19 protein-coding genes are annotated in these 17,631 nt (G+C 47.4%); 1 reads left to right on the top strand and 18 read right to left on the bottom strand.

What is annotated here, in order from left to right; genetic code table 11:
* Window positions 1-146: 146 nt before the first annotated feature.
* The 13 genes from hisIE to hprK all read right to left on the bottom strand — a co-directional run bounded on the left by hisIE (window position 147) and on the right by hprK (window position 11,162).
* Window positions 147-776, bottom strand: coding sequence for a bifunctional phosphoribosyl-AMP cyclohydrolase/phosphoribosyl-ATP diphosphatase HisIE (hisIE, locus tag ACOJQI_RS19850; protein WP_421381337.1), 630 nt, complete (start codon window positions 774-776; stop codon window positions 147-149).
* Window positions 773-1,531: an imidazole glycerol phosphate synthase subunit HisF gene (gene hisF, locus ACOJQI_RS19855; RefSeq protein WP_421381340.1), complete on the bottom strand. Its 759-nt coding sequence runs from the start codon at window positions 1,529-1,531 to the stop codon at window positions 773-775. The genes hisIE and hisF overlap by 4 nt, the downstream gene beginning before the upstream one ends.
* Window positions 1,525-2,250 carry a 1-(5-phosphoribosyl)-5-[(5-phosphoribosylamino)methylideneamino]imidazole-4-carboxamide isomerase gene (hisA, locus tag ACOJQI_RS19860; protein ID WP_421381342.1) on the bottom strand — a complete coding sequence of 242 codons (726 nt, stop codon included), beginning with the start codon at window positions 2,248-2,250 and terminating at the stop codon, window positions 1,525-1,527. The genes hisF and hisA overlap by 7 nt, the downstream gene beginning before the upstream one ends.
* Window positions 2,247-2,876, bottom strand: coding sequence for an imidazole glycerol phosphate synthase subunit HisH (hisH, locus tag ACOJQI_RS19865; protein WP_421381344.1), 630 nt, complete (start codon window positions 2,874-2,876; stop codon window positions 2,247-2,249). The genes hisA and hisH overlap by 4 nt, the downstream gene beginning before the upstream one ends.
* Complete coding sequence (gene hisB, locus ACOJQI_RS19870) at window positions 2,877-3,470, bottom strand: imidazoleglycerol-phosphate dehydratase HisB (protein ID WP_421381346.1); 594 nt, start codon at window positions 3,468-3,470, stop codon at window positions 2,877-2,879.
* A gap of 111 nt (window positions 3,471-3,581) precedes the next feature.
* On the bottom strand, window positions 3,582-4,850 hold the full coding sequence (hisD, locus tag ACOJQI_RS19875) for a histidinol dehydrogenase (RefSeq protein WP_421381348.1): 1,269 nt from the start codon (window positions 4,848-4,850) through the stop codon (window positions 3,582-3,584).
* Between the two features lie 17 nt (window positions 4,851-4,867).
* Window positions 4,868-5,506, bottom strand: a complete 639-nt coding sequence (gene hisG, locus ACOJQI_RS19880; protein ID WP_421381350.1) for an ATP phosphoribosyltransferase — start codon at window positions 5,504-5,506, stop codon at window positions 4,868-4,870.
* Entirely contained in the window at window positions 5,503-6,687 is a 1,185-nt protein-coding gene (locus ACOJQI_RS19885; RefSeq protein ID WP_421381352.1) for an ATP phosphoribosyltransferase regulatory subunit, read from the bottom strand. Before ACOJQI_RS19885 ends, hisG begins: the two co-directional genes overlap by 4 nt.
* Window positions 6,688-7,099: 412 nt before the next feature.
* Window positions 7,100-7,633, bottom strand: a complete 534-nt coding sequence (locus tag ACOJQI_RS19890; RefSeq protein WP_421381354.1) for an acyltransferase — start codon at window positions 7,631-7,633, stop codon at window positions 7,100-7,102.
* Window positions 7,630-8,283 carry a pyrophosphatase PpaX gene (ppaX, locus tag ACOJQI_RS19895; protein WP_421381356.1) on the bottom strand — a complete coding sequence of 218 codons (654 nt, stop codon included), beginning with the start codon at window positions 8,281-8,283 and terminating at the stop codon, window positions 7,630-7,632. The genes ACOJQI_RS19890 and ppaX overlap by 4 nt, the downstream gene beginning before the upstream one ends.
* Window positions 8,280-9,227 (bottom strand): nucleoside recognition domain-containing protein, encoded by a 948-nt coding sequence (locus tag ACOJQI_RS19900; protein WP_421381358.1) that lies wholly within the window; start codon window positions 9,225-9,227, stop codon window positions 8,280-8,282. The genes ppaX and ACOJQI_RS19900 overlap by 4 nt, the downstream gene beginning before the upstream one ends.
* Before the next feature lie 30 nt (window positions 9,228-9,257).
* Window positions 9,258-10,079, bottom strand: coding sequence for a prolipoprotein diacylglyceryl transferase (lgt, locus tag ACOJQI_RS19905; protein WP_421381360.1), 822 nt, complete (start codon window positions 10,077-10,079; stop codon window positions 9,258-9,260).
* Between the two features lie 138 nt (window positions 10,080-10,217).
* On the bottom strand, window positions 10,218-11,162 hold the full coding sequence (hprK, locus tag ACOJQI_RS19910; RefSeq protein WP_421381362.1) for an HPr(Ser) kinase/phosphatase: 945 nt from the start codon (window positions 11,160-11,162) through the stop codon (window positions 10,218-10,220).
* 255 nt (window positions 11,163-11,417) lie between these two features.
* Here hprK and ACOJQI_RS19915 point away from each other — a divergent pair, with 255 nt between their 5' ends.
* A complete protein-coding gene (locus ACOJQI_RS19915) occupies window positions 11,418-12,092 on the top strand; it encodes an N-acetylmuramoyl-L-alanine amidase (RefSeq protein ID WP_421381364.1) in 675 nt (224 codons plus the stop codon).
* 64 nt (window positions 12,093-12,156) lie between these two features.
* On the opposite strand, the gene ACOJQI_RS19920 is transcribed toward ACOJQI_RS19915, so the two are convergent.
* The 5 genes from ACOJQI_RS19920 to uvrA all read right to left on the bottom strand — a co-directional run bounded on the left by ACOJQI_RS19920 (window position 12,157) and on the right by uvrA (window position 17,624).
* Window positions 12,157-12,519 carry a phage holin family protein gene (locus tag ACOJQI_RS19920; RefSeq protein ID WP_421381366.1) on the bottom strand — a complete coding sequence of 121 codons (363 nt, stop codon included), beginning with the start codon at window positions 12,517-12,519 and terminating at the stop codon, window positions 12,157-12,159.
* A gap of 17 nt (window positions 12,520-12,536) precedes the next feature.
* A complete protein-coding gene (locus ACOJQI_RS19925) occupies window positions 12,537-12,719 on the bottom strand; it encodes a PspC domain-containing protein (RefSeq protein ID WP_421381368.1) in 183 nt (60 codons plus the stop codon).
* Window positions 12,720-12,754: 35 nt separating this feature from the next.
* The gene (locus ACOJQI_RS19930; protein ID WP_421381370.1) at window positions 12,755-13,897 is read right to left on the bottom strand and encodes a DUF4097 family beta strand repeat-containing protein; all 1,143 of its coding nucleotides are present in this window, start codon (window positions 13,895-13,897) and stop codon (window positions 12,755-12,757) included.
* 20 nt (window positions 13,898-13,917) lie between these two features.
* Window positions 13,918-14,232, bottom strand: a complete 315-nt coding sequence (locus ACOJQI_RS19935; RefSeq protein ID WP_421381372.1) for a DUF4870 domain-containing protein — start codon at window positions 14,230-14,232, stop codon at window positions 13,918-13,920.
* A gap of 512 nt (window positions 14,233-14,744) precedes the next feature.
* A complete protein-coding gene (gene uvrA / locus ACOJQI_RS19940) occupies window positions 14,745-17,624 on the bottom strand; it encodes an excinuclease ABC subunit UvrA (protein ID WP_421381374.1) in 2,880 nt (959 codons plus the stop codon).
* Window positions 17,625-17,631 lie beyond the last annotated feature (7 nt).

Here is a 17,631-nt window from a genome sequence, read left to right on the forward strand (position 1 = left end):
GAATGATATCGGTGATATGGATTTTCTAAAAAGAAAAAAACTTTAATGCACTAAAAGGTACTATTACTTTTAGTACGATAAAGCGAGAAAGGGGACAGTCCCCTGATACGTTAGCGTATTAAAGGACTGTCCCCATCTATTGATATTTATTTATTATGGCGCTCTTCTAGTGTTTGGAAGACTTGGTTCAATGGAAGGTCCTGCTCTTTCAGGAGGACGAGCAGGTGATACAGAAGGTCTGCACTTTCCCATTTGAGTTCTTCTTTGTCGCGGTTTTTGGCAGCGATGATGACTTCGGCCGCTTCTTCACCGACTTTTTTCAGGATCTTGTCGACTCCCTCTTCAAAGAGGTACGTTGTGTAAGCTCCTTCAGGACGCTGGTCGAAACGGTCGGAGATGACCTTCTCAAGCTGTATCAGGATGGAACTTCCTGCAGCTGGACCCTCTTCGGCTTTATAGAAGCTTTCCTCGAAACAGCTTTCCAAACCTTTGTGGCAGGCAGGTCCTTTTGGTTCGACCTCAACCAGCACGGCATCCTGGTCACAGTCGTACTTCATCTCGACGATCCGCTGGGTGTTTCCGCTGGTGGCACCTTTATGCCATAGTTCCTGGCGCGAACGGGAGTAAAACCATGTTTCCCCTTTTTCGATCGACAGCTTCAATGACTCTTCATTCATATAGGCCAGAGTCAGCACCTTCTTCGTGGAGGCGTCCTGAACGATGGCAGGCACGAGCCCTTTTTCATCGAATTTTATCTTATTAATAATGTCGCTCATCTTACCACAACCCCCTTCTCCTTCAAATATTCCTTCACCTGTTCAACACTTGTCTCTTTATAATGAAAGATTGATGCTGCCAGGGCGGCATCCGCTTTTCCATTCTTAAAAATATGTTCAAAGTGTTCCGCGTTCCCTGCCCCGCCCGATGCAATCACCGGGATGGAAACAGCTTCACTGACCGCTTTTGTCAGCGCAAGGTTAAATCCGTTTTTGGCGCCGTCACTGTCCATGCTGGTCAGCAGGATTTCTCCCGCACCCAGTTTTTCAGCCTCCTGTGCCCAGGAAACAGCGTCCTTTTCCGTCACTTTCCTTCCGCCGTGAGTATAGACTTTCCATGTGCCGCTCTCTTCTTCATATTTGGCATCAATCGCCACGACAATGCATTGGGAGCCAAAATATTGGGCCCCTTCTGAAATCAATTCCGGGCGCAGGACAGCTGCAGTATTCAACGATACCTTATCCGCACCTGCACGCAAAATGTTTTTCATATCTTCCACTGAATTGATGCCGCCTCCGACCGTGAAGGGAATAGCAAGTTCCGAAGCCACTTCCCTGACAACATCGATCATGGTTTTCCGGCCTTCATGGGATGCGGAGATATCAAGGAAAACCAGTTCATCCGCTTTCTGCTTATCATAAAATTTCGCCAGTTCAACCGGGTCACCGGCATCTCGAAGCTGAACGAAATTGACTCCTTTCACAACCCTTCCCTCTTTTACATCAAGACATGGAATGATCCGTTTGGTCAGCATGACGACACCTCTTTTACAGCAGATTCAACGGAGACTTTGCCTGTGTAAATCGCTTTTCCGACGATGGCACCGGCAACGTTGTTTTCTTTTAAAACACGGAGGTCTTCCATGGAGCTCACACCACCGGAAGCAATCACTTCTTTCCCTGTCGCCTTTGCCAGTTCAACGACCGCCTCTACATTCGGCCCCGAGAGCATCCCGTCCGTTGCGATGTCTGTAAAAATAAAGGTTTCAGCACCTGCCTCAGCTAGTTCAACACCAAGGTCGACCGCCTTCAGCTCAGACGTCTCTATCCAGCCATGTGTCGCAACATAGCCGTCTTTGGCATCAAGACCGATGGCGATCCGTTCCCCATATTTCGCGAGCCAGCTTTTCACCAGGTCAGTCTGAGACACAGCAAGGCTGCCGATGATCACACGCTGGACACCATGATTCAAATAGTATTCAATATCTTCTTCCGTGCGGATGCCACCGCCGATTTGGACTTTGGCTCCCAGTTCATTGGCGACAGCGATAACGAACTTGTCGTTCACACGGCTGCCTTCCTTCGCGCCGTCAAGGTCGACCATATGGATCCATTCTGCCCCTTCATCCACAAACCTTTTCGCCATATCGAAAGGAGAATCCCCATAAACCGTTTCCTTGCTGTAATCGCCCTGCAGCAGGCGGACACATTTCCCGCCGCGCATATCGATTGCCGGATAGATTGTAAAACTCATTGTACCGCCTCCCGTTCCTGCACCAATTTGGTAAAATTGCGAAGCAGCTTCATGCCGAGATCACTGCTCTTTTCCGGATGAAATTGCATTCCAAAAATGTTATCCTTTCCCGCAATGGCCGGGACTTCCACCCCATACTCGGCTGTCGCCGTTACATGGCCGGAATCCGGCTCGGAAACATAATAGGAGTGGACGAAATAGACATGTTCTTCCACCAGTCCTTCAAGCAGAGGGGAATTGTTGACAAACCGAAGCTTATTCCAGCCCATGTGAGGAATCTTCATTTCCTGTGTCTGCCTTGGAATGCGGATGATGCGCCCTTTTAAAAGCCCAAGGCCTTCCGTCGTGCCGTTCTCTTCACTTTCTTCGTAAAGGAGCTGCATTCCCAGGCATATGCCAAGGAGCGGTTTCCCGCTGCCTGCATATTTTTTTATAAAGCCAGTCAATTCCTGCCTCTTTAAAAGAGTCATCGCATCGCGGAAAGATCCCACTCCAGGAAGAAGGAGGCCGTCAGCCTTCTCAAGTTCTTTCACATCTTCACTGATAAAATAAGGAACATCCAGCCGCTCAAGCGCCTTTCCGACACTGAACAGATTGCCCATTCCATAATCGACGATTCCGATCATTTATAACATTCCTTTCGTGGATGGCACCCCTTGAATTCTTGGGTCAACGGTCGTCGCTTCATCAAGTGCGCGGCCTAAGGCCTTGAAAACCGCTTCAATCATGTGGTGGGTATTCTGGCCGTAGTGAACGATGACATGAAGATTCATTCTCGCTTCCAAAGCCAGCTTCCAAAGGAACTCGTGGACAAGCTCGGTGTCAAAGCTACCAACCTTCTGGCTTGGGAACTCTGCGCGCATTTCCAGGTGCGGCCTGTTACTCAGGTCGACAACCACCTGTGCCAGGGCTTCATCCATCGGTACAAACGCATTGCCGTAGCGCTTGATCCCTTTCTTGTCACCCAACGCCTTTTGAAGAGCCTGGCCAAGACAGATCCCGATGTCTTCTGTGGTATGGTGGTCATCCACCTCAATATCTCCCTGTGCATTCACATTCAAATCGAACTGGCCGTGCTTTGTGAATAAATCCAGCATGTGCGACATGAACGGCACGCCCGTTTCAATATCTGAATTTCCGCTTCCATCTATAGTAAAGCTGAGCTCGATATTCGTCTCATTCGTCTTACGGCTCAACTCCGCCTTCCTGCTATTCTCCACAACACTTCACTCCTTCACCGTATTAAAAGGGACAGTCCCTCTTCGCGCTTTAACGCATTAACGCGACGGGGGACTGTCCCCCGCTGCGTTAGTGTGTTAAAGCATGAGTCATTACTTTTTGAATCGCGTTTCGACCGCCCGGGCATGGGCCTCAAGGCCTTCGAGACGCGCCAGTTTAGCGATTTTGCTGTAGTTATCCTGCAGCGCTTTTTCACTGTATGAGATCACGGATGACTTTTTCGTGAATTCATCGACATTCAATGGCGATGAAAACCTTGCTGTTCCGTTTGTAGGGAGCACGTGGTTCGGCCCGGCAAAGTAATCGCCTACAGGTTCCGAGCTATATCTTCCAAGGAAAATCGCTCCCGCATGCCGTATCTTCGCCATCGTCACCATCGGGTCGCTCGTCATGATCTCCAAGTGCTCCGGCGCCAGGTCATTGACGACTTCCACTGCTCTCTCCATATCTTCTGCAAGGTAGATGGCTCCGAACCTCTCCACCGACTCTCGGGCAATTTCCCGGCGCGGCAGGTCCACCAGCGCTTTGTCAACCTGCGCTGAAACCTCTTCCGCCAAATCACCTGAAGTCGTCACCAAAACAGCTGAGGCATTCACATCATGTTCTGCCTGTGACAACAGGTCTGCTGCAATTTCTACTGCAATCCCTGTTTCATCTGCCAAGACGACAATCTCACTTGGACCGGCAATCATATCAATCGCTACATCGCCGAACACTTCACGCTTCGCCAGGGCCACATAGATATTCCCCGGGCCGACAATTTTATCGACCGGGGCAATGCTTTCCGTTCCATAAGCCAGCGCGCCAATTGCCTGGGCACCGCCAACCTTCCAGATTTCTGTGACTCCCGCAATCTTTGCCGCGGCAAGAACTGCCGAAGGAATGCGGCCATCTTTACCTGGAGGGGTGACCATGACGATACGTTCCACTCCCGCTACTTTTGCAGGAAGGACGTTCATCAAAACAGAAGAAGGGTAAGCCGCTGTTCCACCGGGTACATAGACACCGACTGAATCAAGAGGGGTGATTTTCTGGCCCAGCAGGGTTCCGTTTTCATCAGTGTCAAACCAGGAATTCCTTCGCTGTTTCCCGTGAAAGTGTGCGATGTTTTCCGCTGCTTCTTCTATAATGTTCACCATTTCAGAACCGATTTCTTCAACCGCTGTATCGATTTCCACAGCAGAAACCTGCAATTCCTGAAGCTGGACGCCATCAAATTTTTCCGTGAATCTTAACAGGGCACGGTCTCCCTCAGACTTAACTTCATTCAGGATTTCCTGAACTGTTTTACGCTGTTCTTCTGTCCCGCTGTCGATTGAGCGCTTAATCGATAAACTCCCTTTTGCCTCAATGATTTTCATGGTGACTTCCCCTCCCTCTATACGGTGATATGGCTGACCACTTCTCTTAACCGTTCTGCCAGCTCATCAATCCGTTCATCCTTGATCCTGTAACTGACCGGGTTTACGATCAGCCTGGATGTAATGTCGACGATTTTTTCATACTCGACCAGTCCGTTTTCCTTCAGGGTCCTGCCTGTGGATACAATATCAACAATCCTGTCAGCAAGTCCGATCATCGGTGCCAGCTCGATTGAACCATTCAATTTAATGATTTCAACCTGCTCCCCCTGTTCCCGGAAATAACTTGATGCAATGGTCGGATACTTTGTCGCAATCTTAGGAGCCACTTCATTCATCTTTGTCCCCGGAAGTCCCGCAACAGCCAGATAGCAGGCGGAAATTTTTAAATCAAGCAGCTCATATACGTCTCTTTCTTCCTCCAGCATGACGTCCTTGCCGGCGATGCCGAGATCGGCGACCCCGTGTTCGACATAGGTAGGGACATCCATGGGCTTGGAAAGGATGAATGTCAGTTTCTCTTCGGGTACCTCGATGATCAATTTCCTGGAATCATCAAATTCCGGCGGAAGGTTGTAACCTGCCTGCCTCAGGAGCTCGAGCGCTTCATCAAAAATCCGTCCCTTCGGCATTGCGATTGTCAGTTCTGTCATCATTCCTCACCGCCTTTTCCGTTCTTGCCGATAAAATAACTGATCTCTGTAAATTCCTTAGAGAATTCATCTACATCGGTAATCCCTTTCCAGTCCTGCAGCACTACACTCTTCCCCTGCTGTCTCAATTCCTGCGCATACTGGATCGCTTCGCCTCTTCGCTCCCTGCTGAAGAGCACGCAATGATCGGTGGCCGGAGTTTCAGGGAATCCCAAAGCCTCCAGCGTATGGTCAAGCTGCAGAGCAAAACCCGTCGCACCTGATTCCTTTCCGAACTTCTCCATCAATTTATTGTAACGGCCGCCGTTTCCGATCGGAAAGCCGACATTCTCTGCATATGTTTCAAAAAGGATTCCCGAATAGTAGCTCATGTGGCTGACAAGGCTTAAATCAAACTTCACATATTGAGCAAGACCATAATCTTCAAGAAGCTCTGACAGTTCTTCCAGCTGTCCGATTGCTTCCCTGCCTGCCGAGCCCTCCATTAACGGATAGGCCTCCTGCAGCACGTCTTTTCCTCCTCTTAATTTTAGAAAAGAAAACAGGCGCTGCTTATCGATCGAAGATAAAGACAGACTGTTCACATGATCACGGAATCCAACATAATTTTTTTCATATAAGAAGCGGCTTAAAGTATTCGCCCGTTCTTCCGTTCCTAAAATTTCTCTGAATAGCTCTTTGACGAAACCGATGTGCCCGATCGAAATCGTGAAGTTTTGCAGTCCAGCTGCCTTTAACGAGGAAATCATCAGCGAAATCACTTCCCCGTCAGCGGAAATCGTTTCGTCGCCGATGCATTCGATTCCGAACTGTTCGAATTCCGCAGGCCTTCCTCCTTCTCTTTGCTGAGCTCGAAAGACATTCGCACAATACGCCAGTCTTAACGGCTGTTTGTTGCGCAAAAGCTTGGAAGCAGCCACCCTTGCAATCGGTGCTGTCATATCCGGGCGGAGCACAAGGGTGTGGCCCTGCTGATCGAGAAGTTTGAACAGCTGCCTGTCGAGAATGGCCGATGCTTCACCGACAGTTTCAAAGTATTCCAGAGTCGGGGTTTCAATAAACTGATAGCCCCAGGCTTTGATCGTATTTTCCATTTTCGTTTTTAATGATGCTTTTGCCTGATAGAGGTTTGGGAATGTGTCCCTCATCCCCAAAGGTTTTTCAAACATGAACAGCTTTGACATGACAACCACCTTTTTATTTGATTTTTACATTATCTATTTATTATGGCACTGCAGTCGATTTATTGAAAATATTTAAAATCCTTTAGTTCGCTAATGTGCTAATAAATTAAAGTTATATGTAGTGTAACTCTATCCTGAACGCCAGTCAACCGAAAATACTCTTTTTGATTAGCTTGCCCGGAATATAAAAAAAGACCCTCCAAGTGGGAGAGGATCAATGACGGGGCACAATGGTTTATCGACTATTTTCCGGATTTATCGGCGGTACCTAGTATTGTATCGGCGATTTTTTGAAATTATCAGCGATTATTTATTTTTATCGGCGATTTCTAAGATTTATCGACGATTCGACAAAAATCACCATTCCAACATCACAAAAAACCCCTCAGCCGCTAAAGCTGAGGGTCACACCTTATCCTTGATCACCGTAAATCTCATCGTCCTTCCATCGCTCGGCCAGTTCTTCCTTTGTATAAATGACCTTCATTGGATTGCCTCCGACAAAAGCGCCGGCCGGGACGTCTTTATGGACGAGCGTGCCTGCTGACACAATCGCACCGTCCCCGATTTTGATGCCTGGAAGAATCGTCGTGTTCGCACCGATCATGACTTCGCTGCCGATTTCCACATCGCCGAGGCGGTACTCTTTTATCAGATATTCATGAGCGAGGATCGTTGTATTGTATCCGATCACCGTGTTGCGGCCGACGGATATCTTTTCAGGAAACATGACATCGAGCATCACCATCAATGCAAAGGATGTTTCGTTCCCGATGTTCATTTTTAAAAAAGTCTTATAAAGCCAGTTCTTCATTCCCAAAAATGGTGTATACCTGGCCGCCTGAATGACTACGAAGTTTTTTACGACCTTGAGGAATGGAACGGTTTTATACACATGCCAAAGAGAATTTGCCCCGTCAACTGGATAACGGGTCGTCCGTCTCATCGTCTTTCCATCCTGACTACATCTAAAAGATCAGCCATCGTTTCCAGCATGAAATCGGGTTCATACTGGTCAAGATGCTCGCGGCCTTTCGCACTCCAGGCAACTCCTGCCGAATAGGTCCCGGCATTTTTACCTGCCAGGATATCATGATGGTTGTCTCCCACCATGATCGATTCCCCAGGTGTCGAACCAAGAGCTTCCAAGGCTTTGTTAATCGGTTCTGGATCCGGCTTGGCTTTTTCAACTTCATCAAGTGTAACGATGACATCAAAGAACTGATCGAGATTCGTCAGTTTCAATCCCTTGATGACCACATCGCGAACCTTTGTTGAGACGATTGCCAGTTTGTAGCCGTTCTGGCTCAATGTCTGTACCGTTTCAAAAACCCCATCGAATTCAGTGACAAGAGAATCATGTTTTTCCAGGTTGTATGTCCGGTACGTCTTGACCATCTCGTCAACAGCATCCGGTTTTACTCTTAGAAAAGACTCCTCAAGCGGCGGTCCCATGAACTGAAGGACATCTTCCCGTTTGTACTGATCCGGGAAGTACTTGTTCATGGTATGCAAAAAAGAAGAGATGATCAGTTCATTTGTATTAATCAATGTTCCGTCCAAGTCGAATAGTACTGTTGTGATTTTTTCACTCATAGAGTTGCTTCCTTTCCTTTGGCTTTTGTGACTTCAGCACGCCTCCAGATGTAGGCGACCGTCACTGTGAGCAGGACAGCCGTAACGAGCCTGATGATCAGGAGCGGCAGGACCGGGATGCCGAGAGGGACAAAAATCAATGTATCTTCGACCACGGCGTGGCAGGCAACTAAAAAAATGAAAGCAAGGGTGACATCCTTTTTGCTTACCCCGTCTTCCTGTACTGCGTGTATCATTACGCCTGCTCCATATGCAAGACCGATCAAAAGACCCGCTGCCATCGTTGTAGACGTGTTGGCGTTCATTCCCATGGCTCTCGTGAAAGGAGACATCCAATTGGAGAATGCCGCCAGCCACTTTTTATCTTTCAAGATTTGCAGACCGATCATAAGCGGGATGACAATCAGGGCAAGCTGCAAGATTCCATATCCTGCTTTTTCTAATGCCAGGAGAAGAATCTGTCCCCAGCCTTCCGGTTCTGCTCCTTGTGCCGGAATCATTCCATACTGGGCAAGTTCCCCGCCGCCATTCCATACAAGGTTGATGACAACCGCAGATACGACCGCCAATCCGATCCTCACCGTCAGGATGACCCAAATCTTCACGCCGACTTTAGCGGCAACCGATGACTCAATCAGCAGGTTATGGCAAAAGCTCAGCATCACAGCAACGATGAACACTTCTTTTACCGTAAGATCAAGCGAAAGGATTCCCCCAATGGCGGCATATAAATTCAGGAAGTTTCCGAGCACGAGCGGAATCGCCGCATCTCCGGAAAGGCCGAACAGCCCCATTAATGGTGAAATCTTATCGATGATCCAAGGCAAAATCGGTGTATGCTGCAGCATGACGACGATCATCGTGATAGGGAAAATGACCTTTCCCAATGACCAGGTTGTCTTCAAACCGGCAATTGAACCATTTTTTATTGATGTTCCAAGCATACTCCTTACTCCCCTTGTTCTATTATTTCTCTAGGCTTCTACGTCATTATAGGGTTTGGCTGCATAACCTTTCATTCTTCTGAAAATCCATAGAGCGACTGCAAGAAGGATCAACACGATAGAAATTACTTGGGCGATGCGCAGGTATTCCGTGAGCATCAAGCTGTCCGTACGCATTCCTTCGATGAAGAAACGGCCGATGGAATACCAGATTACATATGATAGGAACAGTTCGCCGACACGCAAATTCAGTTTCCGGCGGATAATCAGTAATAAAATAAATCCGGCAATATTCCAAAGTGATTCATATAAGAAAGTCGGGTGGTAATACACCCCGTTAATGTACATTTGATTGATGATAAAATCAGGCAGCATCAGGTTCTCAAGGAACTGACGTGTCACTTCCCCGCCGTGCGCCTCCTGATTCATGAAGTTCCCCCAGCGGCCAATCGCCTGGCCAAGGATGATGCTCGGTGCGGCGATATCAGCAAGCTTCCAGAATGACAATCCTTTTGCTTTCGCAAAAAAGTAAGCCGTCGCAACCGAACCGATCAACGCTCCATGAATGGCGATCCCGCCGTTCCAGATCTTGATGATGTCACCCGGGTTCTGCGAATAATAGTCCCATTCAAAAGCAACATAGTAGATGCGGGCAGAGATGATCGCAATCGGGATCGCCCAGACGATCAAATCGATAAATGTATCTTTCGGAAGACCAAGGCGGTCGCTTTCCTTCACAGCAAAATACAATGCCAATGCAATTCCCAATCCGATGATCAATCCGTACCAGTGAACCTGCAGCGGACCGAATTCGAACGCAATCGGATCAAGCGGTCTAATCGTTGACTCCATACCTCAAACACTCCCATTCTTCAAATCAAGAATCCTTTAACACACTACCGCACTGGGGGACAGTCCCCCGCCGCGTTAACGCGTTAATGCGCTGAGAGGGACAGTCCCTCTCAGCACGTTAAAGGGGTAAAGCATTTTTTAGAAATCGTCCTGATCGCCTTGATCGCCTTCATCAATGACCGTGCTCAAGCGGTTCGTGAACTGCTCTGCAGCATTGACGCCCATTCGTTTCAAGCGGACATTCATCGCCGCTACCTCGATGATGACGGCAAGGTTGCGCCCCGGACGGACCGGTACTGTCAATTTAGTGATATCCGTATCAATGATCCTCATTTTTTCTTCTTCTAATCCAAGTCTGTCATACTGCTTGTTTTTATCCCAAAGCTCAAGGTCAATGCAGAGAGTGATCCGCTTGTAACTCCGGACAGCTCCCGCTCCGAACAATGTCATAACATTGATGATGCCAAGGCCACGGATTTCCAGCAGATGCTCAATCAACTCAGGGGAACTTCCGACAAGCGTATCCGTATCTTCCTGGCGAATCTCCACGCAGTCATCTGCAACAAGGCGGTGGCCCCTTTTTACAAGCTCCAGCGCTGTTTCACTTTTCCCAACGCCGCTTTTTCCTGTAATCAGCACACCGACACCATAAATATCAACCAGGACACCATGAATCGCTGTTGTCGGGGCAAGCTTGCTTTCAAGGTAGTTGGTCAGCCGGCTTGAAAAACGTGTCGTTTTCATCGGCGTTCTCATCACAGGCACATCGTTGCGGTTGGAGGCATCCACCAGCTCCTGCGGAATCGACATATCCCTGCTGATGATGATCCCTGGTGTTATGTCGGTACATAACTGATCCATCCTTGACTTGCGCTGCGTATCATCCAATTTTTCCAGGAAACTCAATTCCGTTTTACCCAGCAGCTGAATTCTCTCTGCAGGATAATAATTGAAGTATCCGGCCATTTCCAATCCAGGTCGTGAAATATCACTCGTAACGATTGGACGATGAAGACCTTCCTCGCCGCTCACTAATTCAAGATCAAACTTCTCAACAATATCTTTTGCGCGTACTTTTGCCAAAAAGAAGTCCTCCTTTTTCATCTGCAAACTTTTATATGTAACTAAGGTTTTTTGACAGGTTTTATCTTAACCAGCTGCCCGGGTCTGAAATACATTTCCTCAAATGACAACCGTAAAGAATTTATCCTAACCCATTTTAGCACTTTTCTGCAGGTGACTACCACCTTGGCAGACCTTATTTTTCCTAGCAGGGTGTCCTAAATCATTTCCAATTCCTATTTATCAAGTGAAAATTGAATTGAGAGGTGGATAAAAATGAGATTTGCTATTGATGCCGGCCATGGCTACAGCACACCCGGGAAACGGAGTCCTTCTGGAATGAGAGAGTATGAGTTCAACAGGGCAGCAGCCCAATCCGCAAAAGAAACACTCCTATCTTATGAGGGTACGGAAGTCTTCTTTACCCATTCTGATCAAGAGGATGTCAGTTTAAAACGAAGGACCGAGATAGCCAACACCATGAAAGCCGATGTCTTCATTTCCATTCACGCCAATGCATTCGGCAGCGGATGGAATGAGGCTCACGGAGTGGAAACGTATGTGTATAAAACGAAACCCGCTGCGGCAGTCAGGCTTGCAGGCGCAATTCAAAACAAGCTTTTTTCCTCGACCGGCCTTGTAAACAGAGGAGTAAAAGCGGCCGATTTTCATGTACTGAGGGAAACAGAGATGCCGGCGGTCCTCGTTGAATGCGGGTTTATGACCAACAGAAAAGAGGCAGAGCTGCTAAACTCTCCTCACTACCGTACCCTTTGTGGACAGGCGATTGCCCATGCATTAGCAGATATTTACCGGTTGAGCCCAAAGAAGGGTGAAAATGCCAGCTTATATAAAGTCCAAGCGGGGGCATTCTCCAAAAAGGAAAATGCCGAGGCTCTGGCTTTGCGGCTTAAGAAGGCAGGGTTTGATGTGTTTATAACGCGGGATTGATGATTTTAGAGATTAACCCTCAAGGCATACACAAAAAAAGAGCGAGAAGCAGTTTCCATGCCTCTCACTCTTTTTTCTTTTTCATCGGTTCAATCACAGCTTTTTGGATCGCTATGTTGATGATGGACAGGATGATCGCGGCTAACAGAGCCATGCCAAATCCGTCCATTTCGAAGCTGTCTCCCATAATGCCGTCGGTCAGCAGTAATGTAACTGCATTAATGACAAACAGGAACAGCCCCAGGGTCAAAATAGTGGCGGGCAGTGTCAGCAAAATCAGGATCGGCCTTACCAGCACATTCAAAATCGCAAGAATGAAACTGGCAATGACAGCCGCTCCAAAGCTGGATACTTCAAATCCTTCAAAATATCCGGCAAGACTGACAAAGACCACCGCATTGATTAAAATTCCGATCAGCCATCTCATTCAATTTTTACCCCTTCTTATCTTTTAGGGAGTACAAACGCAGCGATAATATAGGCCAGGCCTAACGGGAAGAATCCTGTCGGGATCAGCAGTATGACAAAGAGGATTCTCAGTAAGCTTGCACTCATGCCGGTACGTTCGGCGATACCGCCCAGTACTCCTGCCAAGACCTTATTTGTTCGTGAACGAGCTAACGCCATTCATTATCATCCTCTCTAACATCTTATGTTTTGTCCTACATATCATTCTTCTCTTCTGATTTTTTTATGAGGACAGAACCTGTCTTTGTGTGAGCAAAGATATGAAGCTTCTTATCTGATTCACTTTCTTTGGAAAAGTGAACATGCTTCTGAACCACTTCATTTTTTTCTTCTACTATATTAATACCCTCCATCTCGATCTTAAAACTGCCAAGATTGGACTTCGCTTCGCCCTTCAGACCGATGGAATCCGGTACATATAAATCGATTCCGCCCGTCACAGCCTTCGCGTGGAGAGTATCTGCTCTCTCGCCTCTCAGGCTGCAGACAATGGTTCCATTCAGGGACTGAAGATCGGTTACTTTGACGTCCCCTTCCAGGTACACTTTACCGTTGATGGATTCCGCTTCGACACTGTCAGAGTAGATGTTGGCTAAATGGATGGCCCCATTGGACGTGTCAACCTCTGTCTTTTTCGTTGTCAGGTCCTTCAACTCCACTTTTCCGTTTCCTGAACGGACTTTGAACGAGTCAGCCTTTATTCTCTCCGACTTAACGGAACCATTCAATACTTTGACAGAGACCTTTTCATATTGTGATTGAGGGATATAAATCTTCGAATTAACCTTCATCCACTTCAGCTCAGTGGATAAACGCAGTTTCCCATTTTCTATATAAAAATCAGTATTACCCAAGAACGATTTGCGGGCTTCTTCCAGGTCATCTGTGCGGTAAACCTTCACCTGGCACTCCACTCGTACCTCGTCCTGGTCCCAAGGAAGAACCTCTACCTTTCCGTTTGCCACATCGACTGCAACCTCTTTCAGTGACCCAACTTCTGTTTCCTGGAAAACATGTGAAAGCTCAATCGACTTGTTAAATTCAAAATCCAGGTCAAAGTTCTTGATTTTGTTCAGTGCGGATTGAAAAAAGTCGACCAGCTTATCTTTTCCGTTATTGAGGTTCTGAGACGATTTTTCACCATGGTAATCTGTTTTTTCACCGGTGAAAATATTGGCCAGATCATCCAAAAGGTCTCCATCTTTTTCTTTATAACCGGCTTTCTCCTTATGTGGTGCCCCTTCTTTATCAAGGGCATCAAGCAGTGTCAAAGCTTCTTTTGTGGACAGCTGTCCTTTTTCAACCATTTCCAATATACGTTTACGTTCTTCGTTCATTCTTCTTCACTCCTTCAAATTTATAACAATACTTTAATTCCCTTATAGACATTCCAAATAACGACTACAAATGAAACGAGCAGCGAAAAACCTATGGCTATAAAGATGAATATCGGCACGCCGCTTCCAACTGATAGGATGCCAATGTCAAAGAAGATCCCCGCTATGACCAGCGGCAGTGCAATCAGCGGCAGCAGGTGGGATAGGAAAGCTGATTTTGCATGCTTTCTCGTTTCAGGATCAGTCGATAAGAAATACACGATGATCGGAAAAATGAATCCTGCGAAAAAGATGCTGAAATAACATAGTGATGAAAGCAGTTTGTTGGTCTCCAAGGAAGTCACTCCTCTCTCTGATAGTAATATTTACGATAGGACTCCTTAAAGGTTTCACTGTTTCAGTAATTTTGTTTTGTTTTCTGTAAAACTATCATCCCATATCTTTGTATTTCTTCCCTCCATCTTCAGGCTGAGAAACGATACGTATTGGGATGTGTTTTTTTTCGGTTTTACTTAAATTGTGCAGTTGATTTCCGCTCCAGGTGCACGACTCCGCGGGGCGGGCGTTGAGCCTCCTCAGCTGCGCTTCCGGGGTCTCACCTGTCCCGCTAGTCCCGCAGGAGATCGTACACCTTCCGCTTCAATCAACACAATGATCCCTTTGTCGCATAAAACTTTAAGATATCAACTTTTCTCCCTAATAAGTATTTCCAAGCAAATCACTCTCTTAGCACGTTAAAGCGTTAACCCACGAAAAGGGACTGTCCCTCTTCGTGCTTTAAAGTGCTAAAGTGAAGCAGCAGTAAAAAAACAAGTCCCCCTTGGTTGGAGGACTTGTTCGGTCAGAATCACCGGCTGCTGCCGACTTCTTCTTTTTCTTTGATTCGTTTTTCCATTCTTGCTCTGTCGCGGTCGAGGATCGGTTTCAGGTATTTACCTGTGTAGGATTCCGGCACTTCTGCCACTTTTTCAGGTGTTCCTGAAGCGACGATGGTTCCGCCTTTGTCTCCGCCTTCAGGTCCCAAATCGATGATGTAGTCTGAAGCTTTGATGACATCGAGATTATGTTCGATAACCAGGACGGTATCACCGTTTTCGACAAGACGCTGAAGAACAACCAGCAGACGGGAAATGTCATCCACATGGAGGCCGGTTGTCGGCTCATCCAGGATATAGAGGGAACGGCCTGTCGAGCGGCGGTGAAGCTCAGAAGCGAGCTTCACACGCTGTGCTTCCCCGCCGGAAAGCGTAGTTGCAGGCTGTCCCAGCTTGATATAACCCAGACCGACATCTGCAATCGTCTGCAGTTTGCGTTTGATTTTCGGTATATTTTCAAAAAATTGCAGTGCATCTTCAATGGTCATTTCCAGCACATCTGCAATATTTTGGCCTTTATATTTCACTTCCAGCGTCTCCCGGTTATATCGTTTTCCGTGGCACACTTCACAAGGCACATAAACATCCGGAAGGAAGTGCATTTCAATTTTGATGATTCCGTCCCCGCGGCATGCTTCACAACGTCCGCCTTTTACGTTAAAGCTGAATCGGCCTTTTTTATAGCCGCGCACCTTGGCTTCATTGGTGCTCGCATATACGTCACGGATATCATCAAATACGCCGGTGTAGGTAGCCGGATTGGATCGTGGTGTCCTGCCGATCGGTGATTGGTCAATATCAATCACTTTATCAAGATGCTCGACACCTTTGATCTGCTTGTGCGCACCAGGCTTCGATTTCGCCTTATGAAGCTGCTGGGCCAGTGATTTATGAAGAATCTCGTTGATCAGTGTACTTTTCCCTGATCCTGATACACCTGTTACCGACGTAAAGATGCCCAGCGGAATTTTCACTTTGACATTCTTCAGGTTATTTTCTTTGGCACCAACTACCTCAATGAAGCGGCCATCCGGCTTTCTCCGTTCAACCGGAAGCGGGATGAATTTCTTGCCGCTTAAATATTGGCCTGTTAATGAATTGTCATCATCCATGACTTCCTGCGGTGTACCTGCAGAGACAATCTCACCGCCATGCACCCCCGCTCCAGGACCGACATCAATCAGGTAATCGGCCGCAAGCATCGTATCCTCATCATGCTCAACGACGATAAGGGTATTTCCGATATCCCGCATATTCTGCAGGGTGGAAATCAAGCGGTCATTGTCCCTTTGATGAAGACCGATGGACGGCTCATCGAGAATATATAGGACACCCGTCAAGCGCGAACCGATCTGGGTTGCGAGTCTGATACGCTGTGCCTCCCCTCCGGACAGGGTTCCGGCTGCACGGCTGAGTGTCAGATAATCCAGACCGACATTGACCAGGAAGCCGAGCCTTTCTCGGATCTCACGCAAGATCAGGTTAGCGATTTTCATTTCTTTTTCCGATAATTCCAGTTTCGCGAAGAAGGCTTCCCCCTCTTCAATGGAGAAGGCAGTCACTTCACCGATATGAAGGGAATCCACTTTCACCGCAAGACTTTCAGGCTTCAAGCGGTATCCTTTACATTTAGGACAAGGCTGCTCTCCCATATATTTTTCCATCTGTTCGCGGATAAAATCAGAGCTTGTCTCTTTATACCGGCGTTGAACGTTATTGACGACACCTTCAAACTGGATATAGTTTTCACGCACCTGTCCCCAGTCATTTTCATAGCGGAAATAAACTTCTTCGCCTTTTGATCCATAAAGAATCTTATCCAATTGGTGTTTCGGCAGATCTTTCACCGGTACATCCATATCGATGCCGAAATGGTTGCAGACCGCTTTCAGCAACTGTGGATAATATTGCGAGCTTGTCGGCTCCCAGGGTGCAATGGCATTCTCATTCAACGTCTTATCCCAAATTGGTATAATCAGGTCTTCGTCTACTTCCAGTTTGGCTCCGAGACCGTCACAGCTCGGGCAGGCACCAAACGGACTGTTAAAAGAAAACATCCTTGGTTCCAGTTCACCGATCGAGAAGCCGCACTCCGGACAGGCATGATGTTCACTGAACAGCAGCTCCTCTTCCCCGATGACATCGATGATGACTCTGCCGTCAGCCAGGCGCAAAGCTGTTTCAAGCGAATCGGAAAGGCGTGCTTCCACTCCTTCCTTCACAACGACACGGTCGATGATGACTTCAATGTCATGCTTCTTATTCTTTTCAAGGTCGATATCATCTCCAAGGTCAAGGACTTCGCCGTCCACACGCACCCTTACGTAACCTTGCTTTTTGATATCTTCAAATGTTTTAGCATGAGTGCCTTTCCTTCCGGAAACGATGGGTGCCAGCACCTGCAGTTTTGTACGCTCAGGGTATTCCATTATTCTATCGACCATCTGCTGAATGGTCTGCGAGCTTATCTCAATGCCGTGTATCGGACAGACCGGCCTTCCGACGCGGGCAAATAATAATCGAAGATAATCATAGATTTCTGTTACCGTTCCTACCGTTGAACGGGGATTCCGGCTGGTCGTTTTTTGATCGATGGAGATTGCCGGCGACAACCCTTCAATTGCATCGACATCCGGTTTATCCATCTGCCCGAGAAACTGCCTTGCATAAGCAGACAGCGACTCGACATACCTTCTCTGACCCTCGGCGTAAATGGTATCGAAGGCCAAAGAGGATTTTCCCGATCCGGATAAGCCTGTCAATACAACAAGCTTATCCCTTGGAATGGTCACATCCAGGTTTTTTAAATTATGAGCTCTAGCTCCTTGTACTACAATTTGATCTTTAGCCATTTACAGG

This window comes from Bacillus salacetis, from assembly GCF_049177075.1.
Taxonomy (GTDB): Bacteria; Bacillota; Bacilli; order Bacillales; family Bacillaceae_B; genus Rossellomorea; species Rossellomorea salacetis_A.

Excerpts from the sequence above, each read along its gene's own strand:
- ACOJQI_RS19915 (WP_421381364.1), top strand. The coding sequence starts at position 11,418 with ATGAGATTTGCTATTGATGCCGGCCATGGCTACAGCACACCCGGGAAA.
- ACOJQI_RS19885 (WP_421381352.1), bottom strand. The coding sequence starts at position 6,687 with ATGTCAAAGCTGTTCATGTTTGAAAAACCTTTGGGGATGAGGGACACA.
- ACOJQI_RS19900 (WP_421381358.1), bottom strand. The coding sequence starts at position 9,227 with ATGCTTGGAACATCAATAAAAAATGGTTCAATTGCCGGTTTGAAGACA.
- uvrA (WP_421381374.1), bottom strand. The coding sequence starts at position 17,624 with ATGGCTAAAGATCAAATTGTAGTACAAGGAGCTAGAGCTCATAATTTA.
- hisH (WP_421381344.1), bottom strand. The coding sequence starts at position 2,876 with ATGATCGGAATCGTCGATTATGGAATGGGCAATCTGTTCAGTGTCGGA.
- ppaX (WP_421381356.1), bottom strand. The coding sequence starts at position 8,283 with ATGAGTGAAAAAATCACAACAGTACTATTCGACTTGGACGGAACATTG.
- ACOJQI_RS19930 (WP_421381370.1), bottom strand. The coding sequence starts at position 13,897 with ATGAACGAAGAACGTAAACGTATATTGGAAATGGTTGAAAAAGGACAG.
- hisA (WP_421381342.1), bottom strand. The coding sequence starts at position 2,250 with ATGAGTTTTACAATCTATCCGGCAATCGATATGCGCGGCGGGAAATGT.
- hisIE (WP_421381337.1), bottom strand. The coding sequence starts at position 776 with ATGAGCGACATTATTAATAAGATAAAATTCGATGAAAAAGGGCTCGTG.
- ACOJQI_RS19920 (WP_421381366.1), bottom strand. The coding sequence starts at position 12,519 with ATGAGATGGCTGATCGGAATTTTAATCAATGCGGTGGTCTTTGTCAGT.
- hisD (WP_421381348.1), bottom strand. The coding sequence starts at position 4,850 with ATGAAAATCATTGAGGCAAAAGGGAGTTTATCGATTAAGCGCTCAATC.
- lgt (WP_421381360.1), bottom strand. The coding sequence starts at position 10,079 with ATGGAGTCAACGATTAGACCGCTTGATCCGATTGCGTTCGAATTCGGT.
- hisG (WP_421381350.1), bottom strand. The coding sequence starts at position 5,506 with ATGATGACAGAACTGACAATCGCAATGCCGAAGGGACGGATTTTTGAT.
- hisF (WP_421381340.1), bottom strand. The coding sequence starts at position 1,531 with ATGCTGACCAAACGGATCATTCCATGTCTTGATGTAAAAGAGGGAAGG.
- ACOJQI_RS19925 (WP_421381368.1), bottom strand. The coding sequence starts at position 12,719 with ATGGCGTTAGCTCGTTCACGAACAAATAAGGTCTTGGCAGGAGTACTG.
- ACOJQI_RS19890 (WP_421381354.1), bottom strand. The coding sequence starts at position 7,633 with ATGAGACGGACGACCCGTTATCCAGTTGACGGGGCAAATTCTCTTTGG.